The organism is Microbacterium sp. HD4P20, assembly GCF_019449275.2.
In the GTDB taxonomy this organism is placed as follows: Bacteria; Actinomycetota; Actinomycetes; order Actinomycetales; family Microbacteriaceae; genus Microbacterium.
The window spans coordinates 162,948-177,120 of sequence record NZ_JAHZQZ020000014.1 but is presented as its reverse complement, the minus strand read 5'-3'; the positions used below and the strand labels follow the sequence as shown (position 1 = coordinate 177,120).

Annotated in this window: 11 protein-coding genes; 4 read left to right on the top strand and 7 right to left on the bottom strand. The window is 68.6% G+C overall.

What is annotated here, in order from left to right; all coding sequences use genetic code 11:
* The first annotated feature begins 126 nt into the window (after window positions 1-126).
* The 3 genes from glgX (at window position 127) to glgB (ending at window position 6,531) form a co-directional block, all read left to right on the top strand.
* Window positions 127-2,211 (top strand): glycogen debranching protein GlgX, encoded by a 2,085-nt coding sequence (gene glgX, locus K0817_RS09055; protein WP_219981135.1) that lies wholly within the window; start codon window positions 127-129, stop codon window positions 2,209-2,211.
* Between the two features lie 61 nt (window positions 2,212-2,272).
* On the top strand, window positions 2,273-4,357 hold the full coding sequence (locus tag K0817_RS09050; RefSeq protein ID WP_219981134.1) for an alpha-1,4-glucan--maltose-1-phosphate maltosyltransferase: 2,085 nt from the start codon (window positions 2,273-2,275) through the stop codon (window positions 4,355-4,357).
* Window positions 4,354-6,531: a 1,4-alpha-glucan branching protein GlgB gene (gene glgB, locus K0817_RS09045; RefSeq protein ID WP_219981133.1), complete on the top strand. Its 2,178-nt coding sequence runs from the start codon at window positions 4,354-4,356 to the stop codon at window positions 6,529-6,531. The genes K0817_RS09050 and glgB overlap by 4 nt, the downstream gene beginning before the upstream one ends.
* Before the next feature lie 43 nt (window positions 6,532-6,574).
* Here the strand turns inward: glgB and K0817_RS09040 are convergent, their stop codons facing one another.
* Together K0817_RS09040 and K0817_RS09035 are read right to left on the bottom strand one after the other, a co-directional pair.
* The gene (locus K0817_RS09040) at window positions 6,575-7,540 is read right to left on the bottom strand and encodes a tetratricopeptide repeat protein (RefSeq protein WP_219981132.1); all 966 of its coding nucleotides are present in this window, start codon (window positions 7,538-7,540) and stop codon (window positions 6,575-6,577) included.
* Complete coding sequence (locus K0817_RS09035) at window positions 7,537-9,405, bottom strand: glycosyl transferase (protein ID WP_219981131.1); 1,869 nt, start codon at window positions 9,403-9,405, stop codon at window positions 7,537-7,539. Before K0817_RS09035 ends, K0817_RS09040 begins: the two co-directional genes overlap by 4 nt.
* A gap of 178 nt (window positions 9,406-9,583) precedes the next feature.
* Here K0817_RS09035 and K0817_RS09030 point away from each other — a divergent pair, with 178 nt between their 5' ends.
* Window positions 9,584-10,648 (top strand): AI-2E family transporter, encoded by a 1,065-nt coding sequence (locus tag K0817_RS09030; RefSeq protein ID WP_219981130.1) that lies wholly within the window; start codon window positions 9,584-9,586, stop codon window positions 10,646-10,648.
* Between the two features lie 49 nt (window positions 10,649-10,697).
* Here the strand turns inward: K0817_RS09030 and K0817_RS09025 are convergent, their stop codons facing one another.
* From K0817_RS09025 to K0817_RS09005, 5 genes are read right to left on the bottom strand one after another with little or no spacing between them, the layout of a single operon-like run.
* Window positions 10,698-11,426, bottom strand: a complete 729-nt coding sequence (locus K0817_RS09025; protein WP_219981129.1) for an alpha/beta hydrolase — start codon at window positions 11,424-11,426, stop codon at window positions 10,698-10,700.
* A 1-nt stretch (window position 11,427) separates the two neighbouring features.
* Window positions 11,428-11,712 (bottom strand): hypothetical protein, encoded by a 285-nt coding sequence (locus tag K0817_RS09020; RefSeq protein ID WP_219981128.1) that lies wholly within the window; start codon window positions 11,710-11,712, stop codon window positions 11,428-11,430.
* A 3-nt stretch (window positions 11,713-11,715) separates the two neighbouring features.
* Window positions 11,716-12,465 (bottom strand): lytic transglycosylase domain-containing protein, encoded by a 750-nt coding sequence (locus tag K0817_RS09015; protein WP_253735273.1) that lies wholly within the window; start codon window positions 12,463-12,465, stop codon window positions 11,716-11,718.
* A gap of 57 nt (window positions 12,466-12,522) precedes the next feature.
* Window positions 12,523-13,086, bottom strand: a complete 564-nt coding sequence (locus K0817_RS09010) for a DivIVA domain-containing protein (protein ID WP_219981127.1) — start codon at window positions 13,084-13,086, stop codon at window positions 12,523-12,525.
* 25 nt (window positions 13,087-13,111) lie between these two features.
* Window positions 13,112-14,164, bottom strand: coding sequence for a phosphatidate cytidylyltransferase (locus tag K0817_RS09005; RefSeq protein ID WP_219981126.1), 1,053 nt, complete (start codon window positions 14,162-14,164; stop codon window positions 13,112-13,114).
* Between the last annotated feature and the right edge of the window lie 9 nt (window positions 14,165-14,173).

Sequence of the window (14,173 nt, the reverse complement as noted above, 5' to 3'; positions counted from 1 at the left end):
CCGCGGGACGCGGTATGGGGCGCGGGGTCTGGCCGCGGTGTGGCCCCGGGGTGGGCCGGAGTGCCGACGCGCCCGGAACCGGGTCCCGTAACGTCGCCGACTCACTCCATGGTTATGGTAGTCCGCATGGTCAGCCCGGACTCCGCCCTCGCGATCGCGCCCGCAGACATGCTCAGCGCACGTTTCGACGACCTCGGAGTCACACTCGGCCCCGACGGCGGCACGCTGCGGGTGTGGTCGCACGCGGCGGAATCCGTCGAGCTCGTGGTCTTCGACGACACGGACCTCGACTGGATCACCGGCACCGTCCCCCTCGTCCCGGCCGACGACGGCGTGTGGACCACCACGACGCCACTCCTGCGCCCCGGCGCCCGGTACGCGGTGCGGGTGGACGGCCCGCATGCCCCGGGCAACACGTTCAACCGCGGAACGCTGCTGCTCGAGCCCTACTCGCGAGGACTCGTCCGCACCGGGTACGACGGTTGGCGATCGGTCGTCGTGGAGGGCACCTTCGACTGGGGCGGGGTCACCAAGCCCGCGGTGCCGATGGATCGGACGGTGTTGTACGAGGGACATCTCAAGGGCCTGTCGAAGCGCCATCCCGACGTCCCCGGGGCCCTGCGGGGCACGTATGCCGGGCTCGCGCACCCCGCGATGGTGGAGCACTTCCTGAAACTGGGTGTCACCAGCATCGAGCTCCTCCCCGTCCACGCGTTCGCGACCGAGCCGCGACTGCTGCAGCACGGCCTCACGAACTACTGGGGGTACAACACCCTCAACTTCTTCACACCGCATGCCGCCTATGCCACCGAGGAAGCACGCCGCCAAGGTCCCGAGGCGATCCTGCGGGAGTTCAAGGGGATGGTGCGGCTGCTGCACGAAGCGGGGCTCGAGGTCATCCTCGACGTCGTCTACAACCACACCGCTGAGGAAGGCATCGGCGGCCCGCGCTCGAGCCTGCGCGGCATCGACAACCGTGCCTACTACCGCCAGGCGGATGACGGCGCATACATCGACGTCACGGGCTGCGGCAACTCGCTGAACACCTCGACGGATGCCGCGGCCCGCCTGGTACTGGACTCGCTTCGCTACTGGGCGCAAGAGGTGCAGATCGACGGCTTCCGCTTCGACCTGGCCGCCACCCTCGGGCGCGACGCGGACCACACCTTCACCCCCGACCACCCGCTGCTGCGCGCCATCATCGACGATCCCGCCCTGGCCGACGTCAAGAAGATCGCCGAACCGTGGGACGTCGGAATGGGCGGCTGGCAGACCGGCAACTTCGGCGACGGCTGGACGGAGTGGAACGACCGCTACCGCGATCGGGTCCGCAACTTCTGGCTGAGCGACGTCGACTACGCCCGCCGAGCGTCGACCTCACCCGTCGGCGTCGGCGGCTTCGCGCACCGCCTGGCCGGTTCGGCGAACACGTTCAGCGCCGAGCGCGGCCCGCTGGCCGGTGTCAATTTCGTCACCGCCCACGACGGCTTCACGTTGCGCGACCTGGTCAGCTACGACGTCAAGCACAACCTCGGCAACGGCGAGCACAATCGCGACGGCGCCGACACGAACCGGTCGTTCAACCACGGCGCCGAAGGCGAGACAGACGACGAGTCCATCCTCGCGACGCGCCGTAAGGCCATGCGCAACCTGCTCGGCACTCTCCTGCTGTCGGCGGGTGTGCCGATGCTCACGGCCGGTGACGAGTTCGGCAGGACGCAACGCGGGAACAACAACGCGTACTGCCACGACTCCACTCTCACGTGGCTGTCATGGGAACACGCTCCGTGGCAGCGGCACCTCCACGCCCACGTGCAGCGGCTGATCCGCCTGCGGAGCGAGAACCCGGCGCTGCGTCCGATGCGGTTCGCGCGATGGGGCGAGCGCACGCCGTCCGCGTCGGTGATGGAGTGGTACGACGAACACGGCCAGACGATGTCGATCGACCGTTGGACGGACCCCTCCCACCGCACGTTGCAGTATGTGGCGGCATCCACCCCCGAACTCGAACAGTTCAACCGGGTGCTGCTGATGGTCCACGGCAACGAGCGCGCGATCGACATCACACTCCCCCGCATCGACGGCGTGACGCGCTACGTGTCCCTGTGGTCCAGTGCCGACGAGAGCCCCACCGAGGCCGGCACGGAACACGCGTGCGGCGACCTCGTCGAGCTTGCCGGCACCTCGATGCGCCTGTTCCGCGTGGAGTGATCGGACCGTGACCCGGACGCGGCGCCTGTCGCCTCGCCCTGACGCAAGGTAGGTTCGAAACGTGGTCACGACGACGCGCTCCGCGCGCTCCCGCCTGTGGCGGAGCGCCTCGGCCATTCCTGTCCGCGACGCCCGCTCTCCGCTGACCGAGCCCCAGACGACCTCGGGCCGCATTCCGTTGGCCAGATTCGCGCCGTCGGTCCCTTGGGGCGACTTCCGCCCCAAGGCGTTCGCCGGCGAAGCCGTGCCCTTCCGCGTCACCGCCTTCCGCGAGGGCCATGACCGGATCGGGGTCCAGCTGCGGTTGGTCGCGCCGACCGGCGAAGAGTCGCTGCACCGCCTGCGGCCCCTCGCGGACGGCTGGGACCAGTGGCAGACCGAGGTCGCGATGCTCGAGCACGGTGTGTGGCGATTCCGGTTCGAAGCATTCGGCGACGACTTCGCGACCTGGCGGCATGCCGCAGACGTCAAGATCGCGGCGGGAGTGGATGCCGCACTCATGCGCGAGCTCGGCGCTCGCCTGTTCGACACCGCCTCTGCCGACAAGGAACGCCCGGCGGCCGAGCGCCGGAGCCTCGCAGCGGCCGCGATCACGCTTCGCCAGACGACGCTCGATGACGCCGGCGCCTTGGAGATCGTGCGAGATCCCGCGATCGCCGAGTACTTCCGGTCCCGCCCAGTCATGTCACTCGTCACCGTCGGGAAGGACCTCGAGCTGCTGGTGGAGCGCGAGCGCGCCGGCGTCGGTGCGTGGTACGAGTTGTTCCCGCGCTCGGAAGGCGCTCGACGCAAGAAGGACGGCTCGGTCAAGAGCGGAACCTTCCGCACCGCGATGAAGCGGCTGCCCGACGTCGCCGCGATGGGCTTCGACGTGGTGTACCTGCCGCCTATCCACCCGATCGGGCTTACCAATCGCAAAGGCCGCAACAACTCGCTGGAGGCGCTCCCCGGCGACCCAGGCTCACCGTACGCCATCGGCGGACCGGAAGGCGGCCACGACGCCATCCACCCCGAGCTCGGCAGTCCGGCGGACTTCCGCGCCTTCATACGGGCGGCGGAGAGGGAGGGGATGGAGGTCGCACTCGATCTGGCGCTTCAAGCCTCCCCCGACCACCCTTGGGTCGCAGAGCATCCGGAGTGGTTCACGGTGCTCCCCGACGGGACGATCGCCTACGCCGAGAACCCGCCCAAAAAGTACCAGGACATCTACCCCGTCAACTTCGACACCGACCCCGCGGGGATCTACGCCGAAGTCCTCAGGATCGTCCGGCACTGGGTGGCCCAGGGCGTGAAGATCTTCCGGGTCGACAATCCGCACACCAAGCCGCTGCAGTTCTGGGAATGGCTCATCGCAACGGTGAACGCGGAGAGTCCCGACGTGATCTTCCTCTCCGAGGCTTTCACCCGCCCAGCCGTCATGCAGAGCCTCGCCGCCGTCGGATTCCAGCAGAGCTACTCGTACTTCACGTGGCGCAACACCAAGGCCGAGCTGGAAGAGTTCCTCTCGTCGATCGCGCATGAGACCGCGGACTACATGCGACCCAACCTGTTCGTGAACACCCACGACATCCTCACCGAGTACCTGCAGTACGGCGGCCGCGCCGCATACCGGATCCGGGCCGCGATCGCGGCCACCGCCGCTCCCACGTACGGCGTGTACGCCGGATACGAGCTCTTCGAGAACGTCGCCCGTCCGGGCTCGGAAGAGAACATCGACAACGAGAAGTACGAGTACAAGTTCCGTGATTGGGCGGGGGCGATCGAACGCGGCGACTCGCTGGCGCCGTTCCTCACGCGGCTCAACGAGATCCGGCGGGCACACCCCGCCCTTCGCCAGCTGCGCAATCTGAGCATCCATTGGAGCGACGACGATGCGATCCTCGTGTACGCCAAGCACCTCGAGGCCGCCCTCTCGCCGGAAGGACGGAGCGACACGATCATCGTCGTGATCAACACCGACGCCCATTCCGTCCGGCAGACGATGGTGCACCTCGACACCCGGGTCTGGGGCGTCGAGCCCGGCGAGCCGTACGACGTCGAAGATCTGATCACCGGCGCACGCTGGACCTGGTCCGACCACAATTACGTGATGCTCGACGCGTTCACCGAACCCGTCCATATCCTGCACGTGAAGGAGCGGCGATGACACCCACCGAGCAGGTCCTCGACGCCGTTGCGGCGGGGTCGCACCACGATCCTCACGCCGTGCTCGGCATCCATCCCGACACCGACGCCGAGGGCACGCACACCTGGACGATCCGCGCGCGCCGCCCTCTGGCCCGCAGCGTCACGGCGGTCTTCGACGACGGCACCCGCGCGCCCCTCGAACACGTCCACGCGGGCATCTGGGAGGGGACGCGAGCGGGATCGCTGCGACCGTACGAACTGGTGGCGAGCTATCCGGAAGGGCCGGACCACACGGCCGACGACCCGTACCGCCACGCGCCCACCATCGGCGAGCTCGACCTGCATCTCATCGGCGAGGGGCGTCATGAGGAGCTGTGGCGCGTGCTGGGTGCGCATGTGCGGGCGCACGACGGTTCGTCCGGCACCGCTTTCGCGGTGTGGGCTCCCAACGCCCGCGCGGTGCGGGTGATCGGCGACTTCAACGGCTGGGACGGCCAAGGCCACGCGATGCGCTCGATGGGGGGCAGCGGGGTGTGGGAGCTGTTCATCCCGGGAATCGGCGAAGGGACGCGCTACAAGTTCGAGCTGCTGAGCCGGCGCGGACAGTGGGTCGTGAAGGCCGACCCGATGGCCCGGCATGCGGAGGTACCGCCGGCGACAGCATCCGTCGTGGTGAAGGCCTCCCATTCCTGGCGCGACGCTGCCTGGCTTGCGGAGCGCGCACGGACGTCGTCAGTCACACGCCCCATGTCGGTCTACGAACTGCACCTCGGGTCGTGGCGCCAAGGGCTCTCCTATCGCGATGCCGCAGAAGAGCTGATCGACTATGTCGACGCGCAGGGGTTCACCCACGTCGAGTTCCTGCCCTTGGCTGAGCATCCCTTCGGCGGATCGTGGGGCTACCAGGTCACCGGCTACTACGCCCCGACGAGCCGTTTCGGCCACCCCGACGACCTCAGGTACCTCATCGACCGGCTGCATCAGGCCGGCATCGGCGTGATCATGGACTGGGTCCCGGGTCATTTCCCGAAAGACGATTTCGCGCTGGCCCGCTTCGACGGCGAGCCGCTGTACGAGCATCCGGATCCTCGTCGGGGCGAACACCGCGACTGGGGTACGTACATCTTTGATTACGGCCGCAACGAGGTGCGCAACTTCCTCGTCGCCAACGCCCTGTACTGGTTCGAGGAGTTCCATGTCGACGGGCTGCGCGTGGACGCGGTGGCGTCCATGCTCTATCTCGACTACTCGCGGGAAGACGGCGAATGGGCGCCGAACGTGCACGGCGGCCGCGAGAATCTCGAGGCCATCCGGTTCCTGCAGGAGGTGAACGCGACCGCCTACAAGCGGTATCCCGGCATCTCGATGATCGCCGAGGAGTCCACCAGCTTCCCGGGCGTGACGGCGCCGACCAGCCGGGCCGGGCTGGGTTTCGGCTTCAAATGGAACATGGGCTGGATGAACGACTCGCTGCAGTACATCCAGCGCGACCCCATCCACCGATCGCACCACGAAGGCGAGATGTCCTTCTCGTTCGTCTACGCGTTCAGCGAGAACTTCTTGCTGCCCATCAGCCACGACGAGGTCGTGCACGGGAAGGGCAGCCTGCTCGCGCGCATGCCGGGTGATCACTGGCAGAAGCTCGCGAACATGCGCGCGTTCCTCGCCTACATGTGGGGCCATCCCGGTAAGAAACTGCTGTTCATGGGACAGGAGTTCGGGCAGCTCTCGGAGTGGTCCGAAGGCCGCTCACTCGACTGGTGGCTGCTGGATCAGCCCTCCCACACGCAGCTGCACGACTTCGTCGCCGTACTCAACCGCGTCTACCGCGATCATTCCGCCTTGTGGTCCCGAGACAGCGACGGCGCGGCGTTCACACGCCTGGGCGCTCCGCGCTGGAACCCGAACGTGATCGCCTTCGCGCGTCGCGACTGGAACGGCAACTCCGTCGTCGTCGCTGCGAACTTCTCAGGAGCCCCGGTGACCTCGTACGAGCTCGATCTGCCGGAGGCCGGTGTGTGGCACGAGATCCTCAACACCGACGCTCAGCAGTACGGCGGCTCCGGCGTGGGCAACCTCGGAGTCGTCCACGCGGCGGACGACGGAAGAGCATCGCTCGTGCTGCCGCCGCTCGGGGTCCTGTGGCTGCGGCACGACCCGCAGGCGCACATCCCCTCGCCTTCGCGCGGTTGAGTTCGAGTCCGCCCGCGCCGCACGGGAATTGAGCCGGGCGGCGTCAGAACAGCAAGGATGCCAGGCGGCGGCGCGCCGTGATCACGCGAGGATCGGCGTCGCCGACGAGCGCGAAGAACTCGAGGAGTCGCTCACGCACCGGCCCACGCTCGTCCGAAGGCAGCAGCCCGAACAGATCGAGCAGCCGTGCGAAGGCGTCCTCGACGTGGCCGCCCGCGAGATCCAGGTCGGCCACGGCCAGCTGGGCCGTCACATCGGTGGGGGCCGCAGCCGCCGCAGCGCGCGCCGCGTCGAGATCTGCGCCCTGGACACGGTCGAGAAGCCGGACCTGACCGAGCCCCGCCCGAGCCTCCTCGTCGCGCGGGTTCTCGGCCAGTGCACGCTCATAGGCCGTGATCGCACGCGGATAGTCCCCCGCCTCGATCGCGGCGAACGCCTCGGCGTGGAGAGGAGGCAGGGGCGGCTCCGCCGGATCCTCCGCGGCCTCCGGTGCAGGCGCGGCGTCGGGGGTCGCCGTCCCCGTGACACCGTTCTGCGCAGCAAGCTGCAGCAGCTGAGCGAAGACGTCGCGGACCTGCTGCTCCGGCACGGCTCCGGTGAACAGCGGCACCGGCTGCCCGCCCACGAGGGCGACCACCATCGGGATGGACTGCGCACGGAAGGCCTGCGCGAGCTGGGGGTTCGCATCGACGTCGACCTTCGCCAGCACGAGCCGACCGGCGAGCTCCGTCACGACGCGCTCGAGCACGGGGCTCAGCTGCTTGCACGGTCCGCACCACTCCGCCCACAGGTCGATCACGACAGGCACGACCCGCGAGAGCTCGAGGAGCTGAGGGAAGGTCTCGTCGGTGACGTCCATCACAAGGGACGGCACCACGATGGGCTCCCCGGATTCCGCGGCGCCCGAGGGCGCGGGCGCACCGCCGGCAGGCGGCTGGGCGGGCCGGTTGCGGAGGGTCGACAGGTCGACGGCTCCGCGCAGCGTGGGGCCGAGGGCAGGATCGGTCACGGAATCACCTTCGCGTCGAGAATGTCAGAGGAGTAGCCGAGCAGGCGGATCTTCTCGCCCGAGCCCGAGCCGGGAACATAGAAGAACACCTGATCCGTGTACGTCGTCGAGAAACCCGTGGCCGACTGGTCAGCGCCGGTGAGCACCTTCGCCCGGGGGTTGTTCTCCGTCTTGATCACGGCGTCGGGGTTGGTGGGCCGGACCGTATCGGTCTCGTGGACGTTGACGGCCACGATCGCGCCGCTCTCGATGGTCGCCAGCGCGAACGGCGGCTGTGTGCCGGCACTGGCCTGGAACTCGAAGGTCCCCGTCCCCGAGCCGGTCTGGTTGAACTCGTCCAGTCGCCGCTGGCGGTCCGCGGCGATGCTCGTGCGCATCTGGTCGCCCTCGGCATCGAACAGGTCGAAGAACTCGCTCTCCTCCCCCTTGTCGATGACGTCGGCGTACGCGGCCGCGATCTGCTCGGGCGGCATCACCAGGAACGGCGAATCCGGTTCGACCTGGGTGGCGCCGATGTACCAGGGAGCCAGGTCGGGCAGCGGGGTCGACGCCTCGAGGCTGGCGATGTAGGACAGCTTGTAGTCCGACCACGCGTCCTGCTGGGTCATCAGCATGATGCTCGAGGTCTTCGACGCCGCGTCGTCCGCGACGGCGATGACCGAGCGGGGCCAGCCGTCGAACGCCTGGGGAAGGATGACCTTCAGCGGCTTGGAGAGGATCGCGGCCGGAGCCTGGTAGTCGGTGAGGGTCGCACGGATCTTGTAGTTCGTCTCACGCGCCGCCAGCGCAGCGCCTTCCAGCCGCGTGGCGGCCAGCTCGGCGTCCATCGCGGTGTCGGCATCGGCGATCGTCGAGGCGATGCGGGTGAGGATGCGCTCCGCCTGCGGTTTGGTCACCGCCGGGGCCTGCTGACCTTCGGGCGCGATCACCGTCTCGGTCGGAGTGGGCGTGGGCGTCGCGCCGAACTGCGGCCACGCGTCCGCCGAGCAGCCGGTGAACAGCAGCGCAGAGACGGCGACAGCTGGAAGCACGGCGAAGGCACGTCGCCCGGAAGTGACGGCACGCCGACGGGTGGGCGCTCCTGAGGTGCTGATGACGCCCTTGTCGGCGCCATCGACGGCCAGATCGATCGGCTCCGTCGGAGGCAGCGGCAGGCCCTTGCGGCGCGGCCCTCGCGAACGCCGCGCATGCCGGATACCGAGGATGTAGAGGAACACCCCGGCGGCCATCAGAATCCCCCCGCCCACGATGAGCGGACCCGCCCACGGGGTGGTCGTCTGCAGCGGCCACGACACCGAAACGGTGCTGGGGGCGGCAGTCGTGCCGTCGGACGCGACCAGCACGCTCATGTCCTCGGGCAGCTGCAGCGGAGCGATCAGGATGTCGGCCTGCTGGAACTCGTCCAGCCAGAGGTCGGACCCGAGCGGATTGCGGCCAGGGGGTTCGGTCGCGGCATCCGTCGGCTCCGTGGAGTCCGGCGACGCCGTTGCCGAGGAATCGGCGCCCTCGCCGGTCTCGGCCTCACCGGGCTCCGGTTCGACCGGCTCGGGCTCGACCAGTCTCGTGACGATCTCGCCGTCGTCGACTGTCACGCGGTTGTACTCCGCGTCCGAAAGCCAGGCCTGCACATCGGCGGCGCGTCCGTATGCTGCGAAGAGCTCGCCCTCACCCTGCACGCGGAGCGTCTGCGTGCCGGGCATCTGGTTGAGCACCGCCCCATCGATCAGCAGGTAGGGGGCATCCTCCTCGACCGAGATCGACGCCGTCTCGGTCCTGGGTCCCTGGAAGATCGTTCGCTGGGCGATGCCCGCCCCGATCATCACGGCGGCGAGCACAAACGCCGCAACGGCCCACACGAAACGCACGAAGTACACCCTTTCCGAGGACGCGCAGTCGGGGCGCGGCCTTCGATTCGACATTTCAGACTAGCGAACATGACCTGAAAACGGCCCGGGAGGCACCATTCCCGAGCCTGAACGTCAGTCATGCGTATCCTGACCTGATAGGCACAGCGGCGGTCACGCCGAGGAGGAGATCCGTTCGGTGAAGATCCACAACCCGTTCCGCGTGGCGCTGGTCGCCACCCTCGGCGTCGGCCTCGGACTGCTGCTGATCGGAAGCATCCAGACACTGTCGACGATCCTCCTCTACGTCGGCACCGCGCTGTTCCTGTCGCTGGGCCTGGACCCGATCGTGGGCTGGCTGGAGCGGCGCAAGCTCCCGCGCTGGGCGGCCGTGCTCGTCACGATCCTCGGGGTGCTCGCGGCGTTCGCGGGAATCATCCTCATGGTGGTGCCCATCATCGTCGGCCAGGTCGGCCAGCTGATCACCGAGATCCAGGAGCTCGTCGAGGACGGAACCTGGAACCCCGTGGAGGAATTCCGCGGCTGGCTGACCGAGACGTTCCCGCTCCTTCGGGTCGACGATGTATTCGAATACGTCCAGGAGTGGCTGAACACGCTCGACTACGGCGCGATCGGGAGCACCATCGGCGAGAGCATCATCGTGATCGGCGGGACGATCCTCGGCGGGCTTGCGGGAGCGTTCATCATCCTCATCCTGACGATCTACTTCACCGCCTCGACTCCGAGCCTCAAGCGCTCCGTCTATCAACTCGTGCCGGCGTCCAAGCGCGCCCGCTTCATCGATCTCGGCGAGCAGATCACCGACTCCGTCGGCTACTTCGTCATCGGTCAGGTGAGCCTCGGCGTCATCAACGGCGTCCTCAGCGCGATCTTCCTCTCGATCATCGAGGCGCCTTTCCCCGCGGTGCTCGCGGTGATCGCCTTCTTCTTCTCGCTCATTCCCCTGGTGGGAACTCTCACCGGCTCGATCATCATCGTGCTCACGTGCCTCGGGCTCGGGGGCCCCACGACCGCCCTGGTCGCCGGCATCTACTACCTCGTCTACATGCAGATAGAGGCTTACGTCATCGCGCCCCGCATCATGGGCCGCGCGGTGTCGGTTCCCGGCGCAGTGGTGGTCATCGCCGCGCTGGCGGGTGGGTCGCTGCTCGGTCTGCTGGGCGCACTGGTGGCCATCCCGGTGGCGGCCAGCATCCTGATCATCTACCGCCAGGTCGTGATCCCGCGTCAGAACGAGCGCTGACGGCGAATCGAGACCGACAGGCGCCGATCGAGCGCGCCCAGGGTCCGGGTCACGCCTCAGCGACCACCTGCCCGTCCCAGTCGGTGGAAAGCGGCAGCGCGTCAGGATGGACGGCCGCGACGATCTCGGTGAGCACACGTCGCGTCTGCGCTTCTCCGACCCACAGGTGCTTGCCGCCCTCCACCGGGATGAGAATCGCTCCGGGAACACTCGCGAAGCGCTCGGCGGCGGCATCCGGTCGCAGATAGTCGTCGAGTTCCGGCACCACGACCACCAGTCGCCGCGGGTCGCCCGCCCACGCCGCGACCTCGGAGTCGGTGGCGCGGTGCAGCGGCGGCGAAAGCAGGACGGCACCCTCGATCGCATGATCGCGGCCGTACTTCAGCGCCAGCTCCGTCCCGAAGGACCATCCCACCAGCCACGGCCGCGGGAGGCCCCGCTCGTGCACGAAGTCCATCGCCGCCGCGACGTCGAAGGCCTCGGCCCGCCCACCGTCGAACGCCCCGTCGCTCGTCCCGCGCGGCGATGACGTGCCCCGCGTGTTGAAGCGCAGCACAGCGAGGTCCGCGAGAGCCGGAAGCCGCGCAGCCGCCTTGCGGAGGATATGCGAGTCCATGAAACCGCCCGCCGTCGGCAGCGGATGAAGCGTCACCAGCGTCGCGACGGGATCCCGCTCCTCGGGCAGCGCGAGCTCGCCGACGAGCGTCAACCCGTCCAAGGTTTCGAGTTCGATGTCCTCGCGCCGCGCGGGCAGCAGCATCGGGCCTCGGATCTCCATGTCAGGCCACCTTCCAGCAGTGCTGATGCCAATGACGTCGTGCCGCCAGGTCGGCGGCATCACCGAGCACGCCGTCGGCGCGCCACGCGACCAGATGCGCCACACCGACCTCGATCGAGCGGCCGCAGCCGGGGCACATGTAGCTCTTGTGCGCTTGCAGAGCCGAGACGGGCTGCACCGTCCACTCGATGCCGCGCCGCACCTCGGTGCGCTTCCACCCCGCCAGCAGGCGCTCGAACGAGTCGTCGCCGTTGTGATCCGGGCGGCGGCGATGAGACCGCGGCATGGTTTAGTACCAGCCGACCCGCTGGGAGTGGTCCCACGCACCGCACGGAGTGCCGTAGCGCGCGCCGATGTAGCCCAGTCCCCACGTGATCTGCGTCGCCGGGTTGGTCTCCCAGTCGGCCCCGGCACTGGCCATCTTGTTGCCCGGAAGGGACTGCGGGATGCCGTAGGCACCGCTCGAGGCGTTGTAGGCGTTCACACGCCAGCCGGATTCCTTCTTCCACAGCGCCACGAGGCACGCGAACTGGTCCTCGCCCCATCCGCGCCCGATCACCATGTCGTAGGCGATGGCCTGCGCGGACCCCGGGTCCGGCGTCACGAATGGCGGCCTCCAACCCCCGGAGGTGGAACCCGTGCTGCGGGCCTGCGCCGTCGGCGTGGGCGTAGGCGTGGGCTTGGGTTTCACATAGACCGTGTACCCGCTCCGGTCGAGCGTCGCAGGCTCTGCCGGCTCGGCGTCGTCGCGCGCTGCCAGCGTCTGGATGTCGCCGAGCGAGCTGGCGTAGAGCGAGATCGGCGGACTCTCTTCAGCGCTGGCCTGGGTCAGCGCGAGACCGGTGGGGCCGATGTAGGCGACGACGAAGCCGATGGCGGCGAAGGCCGCGAACACGCCGAGTACGCCGCGGCGTCGCGACCAGCGCGTCGGCACAGGGGCACGCCGTGCCGATGAGGCCGGAGCCGCAGCGGCGGCGAGGGTCGAAACGGACTGACGCCGGGCGCGCCGGGTCGGTGTCAGTTCGTTTCCGGAAGTCACAGTGGTCCCGATTCTAGCCATGGCCAACGCGCCATGCCATCCGTTCGCCGGGGCTCGTCACCGGACGGCGAGAATGACCTCCACGACGGCGTCCAGGACGGCATCCACCTGCACTTCATGGTATCCGCCGCGCTGCATTCGGAACGCGACCGCTCGCACCTGCTCGGCCGTCAGCGAATCACCAGTCTCGAGATAGCGCGAGATCTTGTCGGAAACGAGATCGACCTCGTCGATCCGATAGCCGTAGCGCAGGGCGGATACCCGGTCGAACCGCTGGCGGCGTGGTCGGGACAACCGGTCGAGCACGGTCTGAGCCGTCTCGCGCGTATGACCCACCCAGGCCCGCGCGCCGGCGCGGGACATCGCGTCCGCGCGCTCGCGGGCCGCGAAGGCGTCCTCGATGCGGCCGAGCGCGGCGTCCACCGACGCGATCGCGTAGCCGTGGCGTACCAGCGGAAACGCCACGTGACGCACGTCGGTCGAGGACAGGTCGCCGGAGCCCGCCTCGAACGCGGCACGTGCACGGTCCATGAATTCATCGACCGCGTGCTTGTCGTACCCCTTCTCGCGCCCGTGCGCCTCGGGGAACGACGCGCGCGGCGCCGCTTCGGAAGTCGTCATGAGAGCTCCGTCACAGTGCTGAGAGTCACATCGCCGCCAAGGGGGTGAAGAGGTAGTACAGGGCCAGCGCGGCCACGGTCGAAGGCAGGATCGAGTCGAGGCGATCGAGCACGCCCCCGTGGCCGGGCAGCCACGAACTCATGTCCTTGATGCCGAGATCACGCTTGATCATCGATTCTCCCAGGTCGCCGGCGGTCGCGGTGCCGAGGATCACGATGCCGAACACCAGCCCCATCCACCAGTCGAGGCCGAGCATGAACATGCCGGCCAGCACGCCCGCGAGCATGGCCGCAGCCGCGGCGCCGGCAAATCCCTCCCACGTCTTCTTGGGACTGATTCGCGGTGCCATCGGATGCCTGCCGAACGAGATGCCTGCGACGTAGGCGCCGGTGTCGGCGGCGACGGCGACGATGATGAAGGCGAGCACCCACCACTCGCCGCCGTCCTGTGCCAGCAGCAGAATGCACAGGCTCGCGAGGAACGACACGTAGAGCTGGATGAACGCGCCGACAAGGACATCGCCCAAGACCATCCCGTACGCGCGGCCGTCGTTCGACACCATCTGCGCCACGAGGCGCCAGACGACCACCACGGCGAGGGCGACGAAGAGCACGATCCACTGCAGCCACGCGTCCACAAAGTACGCCGTGACGACGATCACCGCGCCGGACGTGAGCTGCGGAACCAGATCGACCCGGCGACCACTCGCCGCCAACGCGCGGGAGAACTCGAAGATCGCGAGCAGTACGGCCGCCATCGCGAACACCAGGAACGCCCATTTGACGAACAGCAGCGAGCCCAGCAGCACCGCGCCGATCGCCAATCCGATCAGGATCGCCAGGATCAGGTCGCGCCCGGTACGCTCCTTGATGCGCTCGTTGGCCTCCTCGAACTCGGCCTTGGCCTGGGCGACCTGGCTCTCGAGCTCGCTGCGTGCTGCGCGCAGGTGGGAGTGCCGCACGGCGGCAGGGTCGTTGGTGTCGGCGACGGGGCGGCGGAGCTCGCCCATCTCGCGGCGCGTGCGCGGGATGTCCCGCGGCTCGCTCTCGCTGTCCGCTCCCCCGGGTGCGTCGGTCATGGGCGGTCC